The organism is Mesorhizobium sp. WSM4310, from assembly GCF_007003935.1.
Lineage (GTDB): Bacteria > Pseudomonadota > Alphaproteobacteria > Rhizobiales > Rhizobiaceae > Mesorhizobium.
Genome location: NZ_VFTA01000040.1, coordinates 33,059 through 47,530 on the forward strand (window position 1 = coordinate 33,059; position 14,472 = coordinate 47,530).

The 14,472-nt window shown below is 65.0% G+C and carries 17 protein-coding genes; 12 read left to right on the forward strand and 5 right to left on the reverse strand.

Translation table 11 applies throughout. From position 1 onward, the window contains the following. Positions 1–23: 23 nt before the first annotated feature. The gene (locus tag FJV80_RS29475) at positions 24–506 is read right to left on the reverse strand and encodes an Lrp/AsnC family transcriptional regulator (protein WP_142878111.1); all 483 of its coding nucleotides are present in this window, start codon (positions 504–506) and stop codon (positions 24–26) included. A 108-nt stretch (positions 507–614) separates the two neighbouring features. On the opposite strand from FJV80_RS29475, the gene FJV80_RS29480 reads away from it, so the two are divergent. Then, positions 615–1,148 (forward strand): alpha/beta hydrolase, encoded by a 534-nt coding sequence (locus tag FJV80_RS29480; protein ID WP_142878112.1) that lies wholly within the window; start codon positions 615–617, stop codon positions 1,146–1,148. A gap of 6 nt (positions 1,149–1,154) precedes the next feature. On the opposite strand, the gene FJV80_RS29485 is transcribed toward FJV80_RS29480, so the two are convergent. Continuing rightward, complete coding sequence (locus FJV80_RS29485) at positions 1,155–1,748, reverse strand: DUF922 domain-containing protein (protein ID WP_095787822.1); 594 nt, start codon at positions 1,746–1,748, stop codon at positions 1,155–1,157. Positions 1,749–1,889: 141 nt separating this feature from the next. Between FJV80_RS29485 and FJV80_RS29490 the strand changes: the two genes are divergently transcribed. After that, positions 1,890–2,348, forward strand: a complete 459-nt coding sequence (locus FJV80_RS29490; RefSeq protein ID WP_246689080.1) for a hypothetical protein — start codon at positions 1,890–1,892, stop codon at positions 2,346–2,348. Between the two features lie 214 nt (positions 2,349–2,562). Here the strand turns inward: FJV80_RS29490 and FJV80_RS29495 are convergent, their stop codons facing one another. Continuing rightward, entirely contained in the window at positions 2,563–4,008 is a 1,446-nt protein-coding gene (locus tag FJV80_RS29495; protein ID WP_142878113.1) for a PLP-dependent aminotransferase family protein, read from the reverse strand. 5 nt (positions 4,009–4,013) lie between these two features. Between FJV80_RS29495 and FJV80_RS29500 the strand changes: the two genes are divergently transcribed. The 3 genes from FJV80_RS29500 to FJV80_RS29510 all read left to right on the forward strand — a co-directional run bounded on the left by FJV80_RS29500 (position 4,014) and on the right by FJV80_RS29510 (position 6,762). Next, positions 4,014–4,766 carry a pyridoxamine 5'-phosphate oxidase family protein gene (locus FJV80_RS29500; protein WP_185975283.1) on the forward strand — a complete coding sequence of 251 codons (753 nt, stop codon included), beginning with the start codon at positions 4,014–4,016 and terminating at the stop codon, positions 4,764–4,766. Positions 4,767–4,970: 204 nt separating this feature from the next. Next, complete coding sequence (locus FJV80_RS29505; RefSeq protein ID WP_142878125.1) at positions 4,971–5,423, forward strand: GNAT family N-acetyltransferase; 453 nt, start codon at positions 4,971–4,973, stop codon at positions 5,421–5,423. A 169-nt stretch (positions 5,424–5,592) separates the two neighbouring features. After that, a complete protein-coding gene (locus tag FJV80_RS29510; protein ID WP_185975285.1) occupies positions 5,593–6,762 on the forward strand; it encodes a PLP-dependent aminotransferase family protein in 1,170 nt (389 codons plus the stop codon). Positions 6,763–6,785: 23 nt separating this feature from the next. Here the strand turns inward: FJV80_RS29510 and FJV80_RS29515 are convergent, their stop codons facing one another. Beyond that, complete coding sequence (locus FJV80_RS29515; protein ID WP_246689081.1) at positions 6,786–7,040, reverse strand: hypothetical protein; 255 nt, start codon at positions 7,038–7,040, stop codon at positions 6,786–6,788. Between the two features lie 332 nt (positions 7,041–7,372). On the opposite strand from FJV80_RS29515, the gene FJV80_RS29520 reads away from it, so the two are divergent. From FJV80_RS29520 to FJV80_RS29550, 7 genes are all read left to right on the forward strand, one after another. After that, a complete protein-coding gene (locus FJV80_RS29520; RefSeq protein ID WP_142878117.1) occupies positions 7,373–7,801 on the forward strand; it encodes a VOC family protein in 429 nt (142 codons plus the stop codon). A 208-nt stretch (positions 7,802–8,009) separates the two neighbouring features. Beyond that, on the forward strand, positions 8,010–8,525 hold the full coding sequence (locus FJV80_RS29525) for a hypothetical protein (protein WP_142878118.1): 516 nt from the start codon (positions 8,010–8,012) through the stop codon (positions 8,523–8,525). 118 nt (positions 8,526–8,643) lie between these two features. Continuing rightward, positions 8,644–9,261: a C39 family peptidase gene (locus FJV80_RS29530; RefSeq protein WP_142878119.1), complete on the forward strand. Its 618-nt coding sequence runs from the start codon at positions 8,644–8,646 to the stop codon at positions 9,259–9,261. A gap of 34 nt (positions 9,262–9,295) precedes the next feature. After that, positions 9,296–10,369, forward strand: a complete 1,074-nt coding sequence (locus tag FJV80_RS29535; RefSeq protein WP_142878120.1) for a D-alanine--D-alanine ligase family protein — start codon at positions 9,296–9,298, stop codon at positions 10,367–10,369. 177 nt (positions 10,370–10,546) lie between these two features. Then, positions 10,547–12,535 carry an AI-2E family transporter gene (locus tag FJV80_RS29540; RefSeq protein WP_179296474.1) on the forward strand — a complete coding sequence of 663 codons (1,989 nt, stop codon included), beginning with the start codon at positions 10,547–10,549 and terminating at the stop codon, positions 12,533–12,535. A 119-nt stretch (positions 12,536–12,654) separates the two neighbouring features. Continuing rightward, the gene (locus tag FJV80_RS29545; RefSeq protein ID WP_185975284.1) at positions 12,655–13,551 is read left to right on the forward strand and encodes an aminoglycoside phosphotransferase family protein; all 897 of its coding nucleotides are present in this window, start codon (positions 12,655–12,657) and stop codon (positions 13,549–13,551) included. A 108-nt stretch (positions 13,552–13,659) separates the two neighbouring features. Continuing rightward, complete coding sequence (locus FJV80_RS29550; protein WP_095774017.1) at positions 13,660–13,890, forward strand: hypothetical protein; 231 nt, start codon at positions 13,660–13,662, stop codon at positions 13,888–13,890. A gap of 129 nt (positions 13,891–14,019) precedes the next feature. Here the strand turns inward: FJV80_RS29550 and FJV80_RS29555 are convergent. Next, positions 14,020–14,472 (reverse strand): DUF1236 domain-containing protein (locus FJV80_RS29555; protein WP_142878121.1); only part of this gene is annotated, 453 nt, incomplete at its 5' end.

Genomic DNA, 14,472 nt, shown 5'->3' on the forward strand with positions numbered 1-14,472 from the left:
CGGATTGATGACCGGTTCGGCCCTCACGAAACCGTGTTCGCGCGGATCAGCTCGCGGCCGATCGGCTTCGGCGTCTCGCTGCGCAGCACCAGCGCCGTGGTGACCGCGCCATGGCGCGCCACGGCGTCGACGATGGTTTCAAGGTGGGCGGGCGAGGGCACCACCACTTTCAGGATGAAGCAGTCCTCGCCGGTCAGGCGGTGCACCTCGGTAATCTCGGGCATTTCGGCGAACTGCTTCAGGCAGGGACGGATGTGTTCATGCGTGGTGCGCACGCGGATGATGGCCATCATGCCGAGGCCAAGGGCCGCCGGATCGATCACCGCGGTGTAGCCGGCAATGACGCCGCGCTCCTCCAGCCGTTTCACGCGCTCGGAGGTTCCAGGCTGCGACAGGCCGACCCGGCGGCCGAGCTCGGATATGCCGATGCGGCCGTTCTCCTGCATGGCCTCGATGATGGCGATGTCGGTCGGGTCGAGCGGCGCGCGCTCATCGCTGGTCTTCATGGTCACCTTGAATCCATCGGCGAGGATATGACTTTTCCGATGATTTCCCATTCCCGATGCCAGCGCAAGCCGCCACCATGCAGCTGTGATCGATAGGAGCAAGGCGACATGACGTATTTCATCATCCTGCCGGGCAGCGGCGGTTCCGGCCCGGCACATTGGCAATCGCGCTGGGAACGCGCCGATCCGGCGATGCGGCGCTTCCAGCCCTCAAGCTGGGACCTGCCCGATTTCACCGACTGGCTGGCGGCGCTGGAGGCTGCCGTGATCGCGGCGCCCGAGCCACCTGTCTTGGTCGCGCACAGCCTGTCCTGCCTGCTTGTCGCGCATTGGCAGAAGATTTCGCAAAGGCCCGTGAAGGCGGCCTTGCTGGTCGGCGTTCCCGATCCGGCGTCGGCGGTCTTTCCCGGATATGGCATGGCCTTCGCGCGGATTCCGCAGGGCAGGCTGCGCTTTGCCTCGCTGGTGGTAACCAGCACCAACGACCCCTATGGCTCGCAGGAGTATGCCGAGGCGCGGGCGACGCAATGGGGCAGCCGCCTGGCCGTGATCGGGCCGTTCGGCCACATCAATGCTGAAAGCGGCCTGGGCGACTGGCCGGAAGGTCTCAAACTTCTCGACGGTCTGGTTTGCGAGGCTTGAGGGCGCTCAGCCGCCATTCACCAAGGCAAGGATAAGCTTCTGCAGATTGCCGCCCGGGCCGAGTTCGACACGGTCGAAATCGCGGCTGGCCTGGCGCTGCGCCTGCGAGAGCGCGGACAGGCGCTTGGTCATCTCGGCGCGGATCTTGCTGCATTTGGCGTCGTCGGCGACCGTCAGGCCGACGGTCGCAGCCTCGATCTTGCGCACCATGTCGACAATGGTGGCGCCATGCACCTTCTCATGGGCGCTGACGCCGGCGAGGAAAACCTCCCAGTTCTTCTGGATGGCAGGCGGCAGCGGCGCGGAGGGGCTGGGCAAGGTGTAGGTGATGATCAGCTTCGGCTTGGCCGACACCAGCACGCAGGCTCCGGCCCGCGCCTGATAGTCCCTGGTCCAGGTCAGCTTGAAATTGGTGTGGGCGATGGCGCGGGCGACGCCGACATTCGGCCCGTTCTCGCCGATCGAGCGATAGAGTTCCGGCCCGGACTGGCCCGAAATGGCGTAGGTCTCGACCTTCTCGACCGGCTTCCACTGCGCATGGGCGGTGACAGGCAAGGCCACCAGTGCGGCCAGCAGAAGACACAGGCGAACTCTCAACACAACGCTCTCCAAGGCGGGACCGACCTTGCCACAACGGGCAATGCCACCGGCTCGCTTTTCCTATATGCTGCCGGCGGACGCCGCAATTGTCAGGGGGAACTCATGAGAGCTGGATATCTCGTCGTCGCCGGTGCCGTGGCTATGCTGCAGGCCGCGCAGCCGGCTTTTGCCGCGTCGTGCAGCGGCTGGGGCGCGAAGATGGAGGAGGACGAGGGCGGCAGCGTGCTGACCGCCTCGGTCTGCGGCGGACCAAAAGGCGACGCGCATCTGATGCTGGCCTGTTTCGACAAGCCGGTGCTGAGCTTAGACCTCGGTGCCAGCGGCCAGCAACTCGAGCCCGGCATCAGCGGCGCGTTCGACTTCAAGGCCGACGGCAAGACGGTGACCAAAACGCTGCAGCTGGAGGCCATGTACAATTACTTCGTGGTGGACCTGGCCAAAGCCGATCCGCTGCTCGATCTGCTGCGGGGGAAGGGGGATGTGACGGTCAGTTCGGCCAAATATGGTTCGAGCAGTTTTCCGCTGAAGGGTTCGAAGGGGGCCATCGGCAAGGTGCTGGCGCAGTGCGGGAAGGCGAAGCCTGCCGCTGATGCGGATTAAACCTCAAAGGGTTGCGCCGCCCCTCATTGTCCTGCCGGACATTTCTCCCCGTATAGAGACGGGGAGAAAGACGCTCCGACGAATGATTTCGCCAAATTGTCGGCGTTGCTGAAAAGGCGCGTAGGGCCGTGACAGCATCCTTCTCCCCGTCACTATACGGGGAGAAGGTGCCGGCAGGCGGATGAGGGGCAGCACTGTGCTCGCCTGTTATCACTCAATGCCGCATCACCCCGCCCAGCCTCGCCGTCGCTCCCGTCAACTCCTCATCCGAAAACCCGGAAAAACCCAGCACCAGCCCATGCTTCGGCGCGCCGTCGATGAACATCGCGGACAGCGCTCGCGCGCCGACGCCCACCGCCTTCGCCGCCTCGACGATCGCCGTGTCCGGCCCGTTGCCCCTGAGCATCGCCATCAGGTGCAGCCCCTGTTCGGGCACCGTCACATCGAGCCTGTCGCCGCAATGCGCCTGCAGGCCCGCCGCCAGCACGTCGCGCGCGGCTTGCACGCGGCGGCGCACGCGCCTGAGATGCGCGGCGAAGTGGCCTTCGTTCAACAGGTCGGTCAGCGCGCCTTCGGCCAGGGTCGAAGGGTAACGGTCCGACCGCGCCCTGATCGCCATGACGGCATCGAGCAGCGGTTCCGGCACCACGACATAGCCGATGCGCAGGCCGGGGAAGAGGACCTTGGAGAAGGTGCCGAGATAGGCGACGCGGCCCGCGCCATCCATGCCCTGCAGCGAGGTCAGCGGCGGGCCGGCATAGCGGAACTCGCTGTCATAGTCGTCCTCGATGATCCAGGCATCGTTGCGCCGCGCCCAGTCGAGCAAGGCGAGGCGACGGCGCATCGTCATCGTCACGCCGAGCGGATATTGGTGCGAGGGCGTGACATAGGCCGCGCGTGCCTTTGGGCAGAGACGTTCGCCGATCTCGGGATCGAGCCCTTCGGCATCGACCGGCACGGCGACGATGCTGGCGCCGCTGCCGGCCAGCACGGCATGCGCCATGGGATAGCAGGGGTTTTCCAGCCACACGGCATCGCCGGGGCGAAGTGCCGCGCGCGCCAGAAGGTCCAGCCCCTGCTGCGTGCCCGAGGTCAGCAGGATCTGGCCGGCGTCGCAGCGCACGCCGCGCGCGGTCCTGAGATAGGTGGCAATCGCGCTGCGCAGCGGAAGGCCGCCGCGCGGATCGCCATAGCGGAAATGTTCGGGGCCGGGGCGGGCGAGGTGGCGCGACAGCAGGATGCGGAACAGGTTCAGCGTGCGCGGGTCGGACACCGCCACGCCAAGGCCGCAAGGCAGCGAAGTGGCGGCGTCAATCTCCGGCGGGCGCGCCTTGGCCAGCGTCGTCGGCAGATATGGCACGTCGGGCGCGACGAAGGTGCCGGCGCCGACCTTGGCCACTGCAAAGCCTTCCGAGATCAGCATTTCGAAACAGGCGACCGCCGCCGAACGCGACAGGCCGAAACGTTGCGCAAGGTCGCGGGTGGTCGGCAGCTTGGCGCCGGCGGCCAGCGCGCCGGTCTCGATCAGCCGCCTGAGTGCGGCGTAAAGCTCGCGGCTGCGCGGGCCGTCGCCCGGCAGGACCGGGATCAGCGCCGACCAATCCGGCGGATTGGTCTGAATTTTATCTCCCTGATTGGTTCTTTTATCGACCAATGCCATGGCGCATGGTTGGCAGACAACAGCCGAGGATGCAAGCCGTGAACGACGTCTCCGCCAGCTTTCCGACCACCAGCCGCAATCGGGTCAAGCGCCTGCATGAGCGCGGCAGCTACGACCATGCGGCCGTCTTCGCGGTGCTGGATGCCGGGCTGCTCTGCCACGTCGCCTACACGTTCGACGGCCAGCCCTATTGCACGCCCACCATTCACTGGCGCGAGGGCGACATGCTCTACTGGCACGGCTCATCGGCCAGCCGCATGCTGCGCCAGCTTCGCGGCGGCACGCCGGCCTGTCTCACCGTGTCGCATCTCGACGGACTGGTGCTGGCGCGCACCGGCTTCAACCATTCCGCCAACTACCGCTCGGCGATGTGCTTTGGCACCGCGCGGATTGTTGATGAGCCGGAGGAAAAGATGAAGGCGCTGGCCGGCGTCGTCGACCGCTTCTATCCCGGCCGCAGCGAAACCTTGCGGCCGATCTCGGCGCGGGAAGCCAAGGCGACGATGGTGATCGGCATGCGCATCGAGGAGGCGTCAGCCAAAGTGCGCGCCAAGGGCGTCGGCGACGACGAGGAGGACTATGGCCATCCGGTGTGGGCCGGCGTCATCCCGGTGCGGACGGTGATCGGCGCGGCCGAGCCGTGTCCGAGGCTGCTGCCCGGCATAGAGCGGCCGCGGAACCTGGCTGGATACGCCGAGGGCGAGAGGCTGGATCAGGCGCTGATAAAGGCGCAAAGGGTGTATGAGGGCGAGGAGTAACTAGCGCCTCTTCCTTCTCCCCTTGCGGGAGAAGGTGGCCTCGCGAAGCGAGGTCGGATGAGGGGTGTTCCAGGGAGTGCCGACGCCTCACTCCGCTGGAACACCCCTCATCCGTCTCGGCGCTGCGCGCCGATCCACCTTCCCCCACAAGGGGGGAAGGAAAGCCGCCTTGCCGCCGCCACTGCCCCGCGCTATCCCGGCGCCATGATCACCTTCCGCAAGGCGCAAGCCTCCGACCTGCCGGCAATCGTCGCCATGCTGGCCGACGATCCGCTAGGCGCGGCCCGCGAGGATGCCTCGTTGCCGCTGGCGCCTGGCTATCTCGATGCCTTCAACGCCATCGATGTCGATCCCAACCAGCTGCTGGCGGTGGCCGTGGACGGAGCCGAGGTGATCGGCACGTTGCAGGTCACCTTCCTTGCCGGGCTGTCGCGCAAGGGCGCCTGGCGCGGGCAGATCGAGGCGGTTCGCGTCGCCGGCCATCGGCGCTCGGGTGGCATTGGCCGGCTAATGTTGGAATGGGCGATCGACCAGTGCCGGGCGCGCGGCTGCGGCCTCGTGCAACTGACCACCGACAAGGGGCGGGCGGATGCGCACCGCTTCTATGAAAACCTCGGCTTCACCGGCAGCCATATTGGTTACAAGAAGGGCCTTTAGGCGCATCCGTTCCGCCCCTGCGGCGACTGGCGTATAGCGGAAGGCTTTCAGGCACTATTCAAATTGCCTGACAAAGCGGATATAGGTCAGCTACATTGACCTATATGAAAATCGTCTGGGGAGGCGTGACTTGACCCTTTTGAACCTGTTGGCTTCGCGCTCGTCGCGCATGAAGGCCTCCGAAATCCGCGAACTCTTGAAGCTGCTCGACCAGCCGGACATCATCTCCTTCGCCGGCGGCATTCCCGATCCGGCGCTGTTTCCGGCCGAGGCCATCCGCGATGCCTATGCCGAGGTGCTGGGCGGTGCGGAGGCGGGCGCGGCACTGCAATACCAGGTGTCGGAAGGTTATCTGCCGTTGCGGCGCTGGATCGCCGGGCAGATGGGCAAGCTCGGCGTCGCCTGCGACGAGGCCAACATCTTCATCACCTCCGGCTCGCAGCAGGCGCTGGATTATCTGGGCAAGCTGTTCCTGTCGCCGGGCGACACGGCGCTGGTGACATGGCCGACCTATCTCGGCGCGCTGCAGGCGTTCAACGCCTATGAGCCGCGCTATGACCGGCTGCGGCCGGAAGGCGGCAACATGACGCCGGACGCCTATCGCGCGGCGGCGGCCGCAAATGGCGGCAAGGTCAAGTTCGCCTACCTGGTGCCCGACTTCGCCAACCCGACCGGCAACACGCTGGACAGGACGCAGCGCGAAGCGGTGCTCGATCTTGCCGGCGAACTCGACATCGCCGTCATCGAGGACGCCGCCTACCGGGCGCTGCGCTATGACGGCGAGGGCGTGCCGCCGATCCTGGCGCTCGATTGCGCGCGCTGCGGCTCTATCGACAAGGCGCGCACGCTCTATTGCGGCTCGTTCTCGAAAATCCTGTCGCCGGGCATGCGCGTTGGCTGGGTGTGCGCCCCGCGCCATGTGGTGGAAAAACTGGTGCTGATGAAGCAGGCGTCCGACCTGCACAGCCCGTCGATCAACCAGCTGGTCATGCACCGCGTCGCCGAATCCGTGTTCGACGGCCAGGTCGACAAACTTATCGGCGCCTATCGCGAGCGCCGTGACGGGCTGCTCGGCGCGCTCGAAGCCAACATGCCGGAGGGCGTGACCTGGAGCCGCCCGGAAGGCGGCATGTTCGTCTGGGCGACTTTGCCCGAAGGGTCCGATGCCACCGAACTCCTGGCGCGGTCGGTGAAGGAGGCACGCGTCGCCTTCGTGCCCGGCAACGCTTTTTACGCCGATGGCACCGGGCGCAACACGCTACGGCTGTCCTTCACGCTGGCCGACCGCCGCGCCGTGACCGAGGGCATTCCACGGCTGGCGGCGCTGCTGAAGCGGTAGGCCGGTCACGGAAGGCGGCATTTCTACGCCGTCACGGTGACCAGGTGCCTGAGTATCGCAAGCCTGGTGCGCGCTAGTTTGCGGAGCGGTTTTTCAAAATCTTCCTCGCCGGTCTCGACGACGAAGACCAATGTCACGAAGTCGAGCATGAACTCGTCGATTGCCGTGGCGACCGCCTGCGACTTGCCCTTGAAGCGCCGCAGCAAGGCGTTTGCCTCCTCGACGTCGCCGGCCCCGGCGCTGTCGATAAGCGCTTCCAGTCTCTGAAAACAATCCAATCGTGATTCCTCCCGCCGCGGCACGAAACTCCGGTTTGACCGGAAAGTTCCCGTCAGGAGAATTTCTCCCGAAAGAGATCGGCGTGGAACCTCTTCAGCCGACAGGTGTTCCTAGGTGTCTGATCCCCCGCAGACATCCGAAGGCCTGGTCAACGAGGCCTTCCAAAGCCCGCCGGTTTCCCCTCTCCGGCGGGCTTTTCATTTGCAAAGGACCGAGGACGGGATTTTCGGCGGCGACGCCGGAAGGCAGCGGCTGTCAGTAGCCTGCGCCCGCCCGCATTGACGGCGCCCCAAGCGAATTTAGATTTGCAACATTGCCAGGAGGAATTTTCGTGGAAACCCAGGAACTGCATCGCGGCCGGCTCATCGACCACATCCAGCTGGTGGTAAGGGATCTCGCCGCCAGCCGGCGTTTCTACGAGGCGATCTTGCAGGTGCTCGGCGTGCCGATCGGCGGGACTGGCAAGGATTATTTCTGGTCCGATGAGCTGTTCATCTCCAGCGCCGACAGCCGGGCAGCGCTGGGAAAACTCACCGGCCGTCACCATCTGGCCTTCCAGGCCAGGGACCACGCGATGGTCGATGCCTTCCACAAGGCCGGGCTGGCGGCCGGCGGCACCGACAATGGCGCGCCGGGCGAGCGGCCCTATCATCCCGGCTATTACGCCGCCTTCCTGCTCGACCCCGACGGCAACAACATCGAGGCCGTCCATCACGGTGCGCATACGCGCAGCGTCGCTTCGGTGAAGATCACCTTCTAGGGGCTTCCATCGAACGCAGCCGCGGCCGCCGGCGGCGGCATTTTGCGCGCCTGCTGACCCAACGGGGATTGACGGCGTCCCGTCGTTGCCAGGTCGCTGGCCCCAATGCTAACCGTGCAAAGGCGGTGGAATCGGCGTCCAGGCAAGGTACGCCCTAAATTTCCACTGGACCGAGACATCCTTTCCCATCGTGGAGAAACTATATTTCATGCAAAAATCCACCAGGGCAATCTGCGCCGCCGCGCTTTTACTTGCGGGCGGAGCCATCTTGCCGACAAGCATATTATCAGTTTCTTATATTTCATCGGCGCAGGCTCAGGAGGAATATCTTCCGACCAAGAAGGACTTTGTCGGCAAATGGAAGCTCAGCGGCTCAGCCATCCGCCCGCCGCGCGACATGAAGGATGCGCCGACGCCCGAACAGGAAGCGGCGGCCGCCGAGTTTCAGCAGACGGTGACCGCCTTCTACGGCGCGTTCGACTATCTGGAGATCAAGGCGGACGGCCGCTACAATTTCCATCAGCCGGGTGACGCGGCGTCGGGCGCCTGCGTCTGGTGCGGAACCTGGTCCTTCAGCAAGAGCTCGCTATGGCTCAAGCTGGACACGGCGCCCAGGCTCGACATATACGCCAAGGACGGCGACATCCAGATGACCTACACCGCCGAGCCCGACGAGAAATCGAAATACGCCTGGATGGTCTTCGGCTGGACGAAGGCCGAGTAGGCCGGCGGCGCCGCCCGGCGTTGCCCGTCAGGGGTTTCGTTGTTCGGAGGCCCAAGCGGCTTTCCCACGATCTCGTATCCTCGTATGCGAGACCGTGGGAACTATCCGAGAAATCCGTATGAACCCGTTGCCTGGAGCCGTGCCGTTTTTCAGCCAGTGGGAAACGCCTGACATGACGCTGGCCGTGCTCGCCGATGGCGCCGATGTGGCGCTGCGGCGCGATCCGCTATGGCAAGGGTCGGGCGCGGAAAGCCTCGACGAATACGCGGTCTGGGCCGCCAACATCTGCGGCATGGCGTGCCTGAAAATGATCCTTGCGACGCGCGGCGAGATCGTGCCGACGATCGAACTGGCCAGACGCTGCACCGTATATGGCGGCTATGTCGTCAACGAAGGCTCGATCAAGGGCCTGATCTACGCGCCCTTCGTCACCTTCGTGCAGGCGGAATTCGGCCTGGAGGCGCAGGTGATGACCAATGTCGCGACGTCGGACATTCCGGCGATCCTCGGGCAGTCACGCTTCTTCATCGCCTCGGTCAGCAGTTCGATCCGCTGGCCCGAGCGCGAGCCGCCGTCGAAGGGCGGCCATCTGGTGCTGGTCACGGCGGCGTCGCAGGACGGTTTTCGCTTTCACAACCCATCCGGCCATACCAGCGCCACACAGGCCAACGCAGTGTTGGCGCCAGCCGATTTCGACCGTTTCTTTGCCAATCGCGGCATTGCCGTCACCATTTGATTTCGAGGGATTTCGATGAAGAACAGGCTTTTCAATGAAGGATAGGATCAGGGTCGCCATCCTCTATGGCGGGCGCTCGGCCGAGCATGACGTGTCGCGGCTGTCGGCCGCCAATGTGCTGAAGGCGATCGACCGGACGCGCTACGAGGTGGTGCCGATCGCCATTTCCAGGGACGGCAGGTGGCGGCTGCAGCCTTCGTCCGAGGCTGGCGCCGACGGGGCAGGGGCTCCGGTGTCGGAGGATGGCGTGGAGGTCGCGCTGCTGCCCGGCGGCAAGGGCCGCCTGATGGCTCTCACCAAGAATGGCGAACAGCCTGACCCCGTCGATGTCGTCTTTCCCGTGCTGCACGGGCCGTTCGGCGAGGACGGTTCGGTACAGGGCTATGCCGAGGTTGCCGATGTCGCCTATGTCGGCTGCGGCATCCTGGCTTCCGCCGCCGCCATGGACAAGGATGTCGCCAAGCGGCTGCTGCGCGAGGCCGGGCTTGCCGTTGCCCGCTCGGTCACTGTGCTTAGAGGCGATGTCGGTTCGTTCCAGGAGATTGCCGGGGCGCTTGGGCTGCCTTTCTTCGCCAAGCCAGCGCGCCAGGGCTCGTCCTTCGGGGTGAGCAAGGTGCATGACAGGGATGGCTTCGAGCAGGCGGTCGAAACGGCTTTGCGCTATGACAGCAAGGCGCTGATCGAAGAGTTCGTCGACGGCCGCGAGATCGAGTGCTCGGTGCTGGAGCGGGCCGACGGCTCGCTGACGGTTTCGCTGCCGGGCGAGATCATTCCCGCCGGCAAGCATGGCTTCTACACTTATGAGGCCAAATATCTCGATGCCGACGGCGCGCTGGTCAAGGTGCCCGCCGATGTCCCGGCGGATGTCGTTGCCAGGACGAGCGAGATGGCTGCGCGGGCTTTCCGGGCGCTCGGTTGCGAGGCCATTGCGCGCGTCGACTTCTTCCTGCGCGCCGACGGTTCGCTGCTGGTCAACGAGGTCAACACGCTGCCCGGCTTCACGGACATTTCGATGTACGCCAAGGCGCTTGCCGCGGCCGGCATCGGCTACAGCAAGGTGATCGACGTGCTGATCGAGCACGCGCTGGCAAGGCATGCGGGGCGCTGATCGGCTCTGGGACGTGAATCCCGACGAGCGGATAAAATCACTTCTTTCCATTGCCTCCGGCCGCAGGGAACATACTGACCCGCCCGGAATTGAAGGGTAACCAGCGGTCTGCCGGCAAATGTTGCACGCCGGCTCAATATGTCAGACCATGGCCGCTGGCAGGGGGAGAGACAGCAAGTGGCGGCCAATCGTCGAAACGGGACGGCGTCCGAGGCGCATGGGCTGGACGATATTCTTTCGGCCGCCGCGCCCCGTCCGCGAACCGCATTGCCCAATGTGGCGACCACCGTGACGACGGTGGCTGCGCTGTATTTCGGCCGCGAGGTGTTCCTGCCGATCGCGATCGCGCTGCTTTTGACCTTCGCGCTGGCGCCTTTGGTTTCGGCGCTCAAACGGGTCGGCATTCCCCGGATCGCCGCCGTCATCGCCAGTGTGCTCGGCGCCTTCGCGGCCCTTGCCCTGTTCAGCTTCGTCGTCGCCACGCAGGTCAGCGAGCTGGCGCAGAACATTCCGGTCTACCAGACCAACATCCTGGCCAAGATCCGCTCGCTCAAGGAAACCGGCGTCGGGGGCGGGATCATCGCCAGGTTGAGCAGCGTGGTCGAGCGTGTCGGCCAGGAGATCGACAGGCAGGACGCCACGCTGCCGGCCGCCACGCCCGACAAGCCGCCGCGCGAACCGGTGCCGGTCGAGATCGTTGCGCGTGAAAGGCCGCTCGAAGTCCTGCAGAACATCGTCGGTCCGCTGATCAGCCCGCTGGGATCGGCTGGACTGATCGTCGTCGTGGTCATCTTCATGCTGCTCGAGCGGGAGGATTTGCGCGACCGCTTCATCCGGCTTGTCGGCTATGGCGACCTTCACCGCACCACCGAGGCGCTGCAGGATGCAGCCAAGCGCGTGGGTCGCTACCTGCTCATGCAATTGGTCGTCAACATCCTCTACGCCATACCGATTGCGATCGGGCTGTGGATCCTTGGCATTCCCAATGCGCTGTTGTGGGGCCTGCTGGCGCTGGCGCTGCGGTTCGTTCCCTATATCGGTCCGGCCATCGGCATGCTTTTGCCGCTGTTCCTGGCGCTTGCCGTGGCTCCCGGCTGGTCGCTCGTGTTGTGGACGGCGGCCCTGTTCGTGGTGATGGAACTGGTCACCGGCAATGTCGTCGAGCCCTGGCTGTACGGCTCGCGAACCGGGCTGTCGCCGCTGGCGATCATCGTCGCGGCGATCTTCTGGACGTGGCTGTGGGGGCCGCTCGGGCTCGTCCTGTCGACGCCGCTCACCGTCTGCCTCGTGGTGCTGGGCAGGCACGTACCGCAGTTTGAATTCCTCGACGTGCTGTTCGGCAACGAGCCGGTGCTGGAACCGCATGCGCGGCTGTACCAGCGGCTCCTGGCCGGCGACCCGGACGAGGCCACCGATCACGCGGAGGAAATGCTCGAGGAAAAATATCTGGTCGAATTCTACGACAAGGTGGCTGTTCCCGCCCTTTTGCTGGGCGAGCGCGACCGTGTGCGCGGCGTCATGGGCGACCTGCAAAGGCGGCAGGTGGCGGCCAGCGCGCTCGCGCTGGTGGCCAATCTCGAGGATGATGCCAAGGAGGAGGCGGCCGAGGACGAAAGCCGGCATGTGGCCGGGGAAGGGGGCGAGCCCGGCGATGCCGCCGCCGAGGACGAGGCCGAGCTGCCCGACGGCAGTGGCCTATCGGTGCTTTGCGCCGGCGGGCGCGGCGAGCTCGACGACGCCGCCGCGGCGATGCTGGCGCAAGTGCTGGAGGTCCAGGGAGCGACCGTGTCGAAGGCTGACTTTGTCGACATGGAACCCGCCGGCATCCGCCATCTCGAGCTCGAGACCGTCGACACGGTGGTGGTCGGCTTCCTCAACCGCGATTCCGTCAAGCATGCCCGCTTCCTGGTTCGGCGGCTGAAGCGCGCGAAGGCGGCGCTTCGGGTGGGCATCGTGTTCTGGTCGGAAACCGGCAACGGAGACAAGGAAGCGGCGGCCAAGCTCGCCCAGGACATCAACGCGGATTTCGTCGCCCACGGCATGGTCGACGCCGTGACCGGCGCGCTGTCGAACGAGCCGCCGGTGGCGCTGAAGCTCGTCGCCAAACGGCGCATGCGCCGGCCGCGCGCCGCGCCAAGGAAGGTGCCGGCCGCGGCGGCGGGCTAGGGGCAGAAGCCGATCGCCGCGAGCGCTGGTTCGACCTACCGGTAAGGGCGCTTATAGTGGCTTTGCGCCGCATCCCGGTCGTCGGCGCCAGCGGATCATGCCCGGCAGGACGAGAACACATGATGCATGACGATCAGGTGGATATCGACATCGATATCGCCCGCCACATGATCGACGATCAGTTTCCCCAATATCGTCATGAGCACATCACCTCGGTCGGATCGCCGGGAACCGTCAACGCCATCTTCCGCATCGGCTCGAAGAGCGCTGCGCGCTTCCCGCTGCGGGCGATGAACCCTGCCGAATGCGCCGATATGCTTCGGTCGGAGGCCGCTGCCATGGTCGAGATCGGCGAACATTGCCTGTTTGCGACGCCACGCCCGATTGGGCTCGGCGAGCCCGGTCCTCGATATGCAATGCCATGGGCATTGCAAACGTGGATCGAAGGCGAGGTTGCCACGCCGCACGGGCTAAGTGGATCGACGATGTTCGCGCTTGACCTTGCAAGCCTCGTGGCATCGTTGCGCAAGGCGGACACACGGGGCCGGCGCTTCGACGGGCAAGGACGTGGCGGACATCTCCCCGATCATGACGATTGGATGGCTGTTTGCTTTGAAAACAGCGATGGCCTGCTTGATGTGGCCCGACTGCGCGATTTGTGGGCCCGGTTGCGGGAGTTGCCCGCCGCCGGGCCTGTCGTGATGAGTCACAAGGACCTTATCCCGGCAAACCTTCTCGTGCAGGGCGAGCGTCTTGTCGGCGTGCTTGATGGCGGCAGTTTCGGGCCGGCCGATCCGTCGCTGGATCTGGTGGTGGCGTGGCATCTTCTCGACCGCGAGCGAAGGGCGGCCTTTCGCAGCGGCCTTCAGGTCGAGGACCTCTTATGGAAGCGCGGTGCTGCCTGGGCGTTCCAGCAGGCCATGGGTCTCGTCTGGTATTACCGTGGCACCAACCCAGCCATGAGCGCGCTGGGGCGCAGCACGCTCTCTCGCATTCTCGACGATTCTGACATCTGAGCTCTGGTCGTCGACGCCGAGCTAGAGCTAAGTCGGGTCTGTCGGAACATTACACTCCGCCAATGCGTTTCACGATCCTGCAAGGGACGTTTTTATTGGAGGCTGAACATGCGCAGCTTCGAACTGGTCGATCTGCTTTACGTGGTCGAGGCCTGTAAGCACGACCGCGTGGTCGGAAATTTTGTCTCGATGGCTGAAGGCGTGGAAGAGTTGCGGGTGCTGACCGGCGATTTCGTGTCACCGGACGATGTGGTGGCGAACGCCCTTTCCAAGGTAGCGCTTGCACGAGGCTGCCCGGTTTTGTTCGACGAACAGGCAGGCGCTGAAATCCAGCTTTGACGTCCTGGCGGCTAGATCCCCGGCCTTGTCCCCGAACACGGCAGCCTCCGCCCACAATTGATTCAACGGCAGTTCTCATGGAAACGCCCGCCACCTGGGTGTGCGGGCGTTTCAGAGCGTTGGCCCAAGTCAGGTCAGGATAAGGACGATCTTCAACGTGTCTGGATCGACTATGACGATCCGACCGTCGGCCAATACGAAATACTCGTAGCTTTCATAGGCCGGAACAATCTTGACGATGCGCGCCGGCAGACGATGCAGCCGGATCTTGTGCCGTGGAACTTCGATGCCGACCGAAATGTCGAAATCGACATTGGACACCGGCTCGACCCGGGTCTCCTTGATGACCTGGGTGATCTGGGTTTTCTGTTCGACCGTCACATTGCTGATAGAAGCAGTCGAACCCTGATCAGTCTGTGTCGAGGTCTTGCCCTGAGCCTGCTGATCGGTGGTCGCATTTGCCTTGCCCTGGGCCTGGTCGGTCTCGACCTTGGCCTTGCCCTGGGCCTGCTCGTCGGTCTTGAGCTTCGGCTTGCCCTGGGCCTGCTGGTCCGTCTGGACCTTGGCCTTGCCCTGAGCCTG

What these genes read in the sequence shown, in the direction of transcription:
- FJV80_RS29495 (WP_142878113.1), bottom strand. Translation starts at nt 4,008, where the DNA reads ATGGCATTGGTCGATAAAAGAACCAATCAGGGAGATAAAATTCAGACC.
- FJV80_RS29510 (WP_185975285.1), top strand. Translation starts at nt 5,593, where the DNA reads ATGAAGGCCTCCGAAATCCGCGAACTCTTGAAGCTGCTCGACCAGCCG.
- FJV80_RS29530 (WP_142878119.1), top strand. Translation starts at nt 8,644, where the DNA reads ATGAACCCGTTGCCTGGAGCCGTGCCGTTTTTCAGCCAGTGGGAAACG.
- FJV80_RS29475 (WP_142878111.1), bottom strand. Translation starts at nt 506, where the DNA reads ATGAAGACCAGCGATGAGCGCGCGCCGCTCGACCCGACCGACATCGCC.
- FJV80_RS29480 (WP_142878112.1), top strand. Translation starts at nt 615, where the DNA reads ATGACGTATTTCATCATCCTGCCGGGCAGCGGCGGTTCCGGCCCGGCA.
- FJV80_RS29525 (WP_142878118.1), top strand. Translation starts at nt 8,010, where the DNA reads ATGCAAAAATCCACCAGGGCAATCTGCGCCGCCGCGCTTTTACTTGCG.
- FJV80_RS29505 (WP_142878125.1), top strand. Translation starts at nt 4,971, where the DNA reads ATGATCACCTTCCGCAAGGCGCAAGCCTCCGACCTGCCGGCAATCGTC.
- FJV80_RS29535 (WP_142878120.1), top strand. Translation starts at nt 9,296, where the DNA reads ATGAAGGATAGGATCAGGGTCGCCATCCTCTATGGCGGGCGCTCGGCC.
- FJV80_RS29500 (WP_185975283.1), top strand. Translation starts at nt 4,014, where the DNA reads ATGGTTGGCAGACAACAGCCGAGGATGCAAGCCGTGAACGACGTCTCC.
- FJV80_RS29545 (WP_185975284.1), top strand. Translation starts at nt 12,655, where the DNA reads ATGATGCATGACGATCAGGTGGATATCGACATCGATATCGCCCGCCAC.
- FJV80_RS29550 (WP_095774017.1), top strand. Translation starts at nt 13,660, where the DNA reads ATGCGCAGCTTCGAACTGGTCGATCTGCTTTACGTGGTCGAGGCCTGT.
- FJV80_RS29490 (WP_246689080.1), top strand. Translation starts at nt 1,890, where the DNA reads ATGCTGCAGGCCGCGCAGCCGGCTTTTGCCGCGTCGTGCAGCGGCTGG.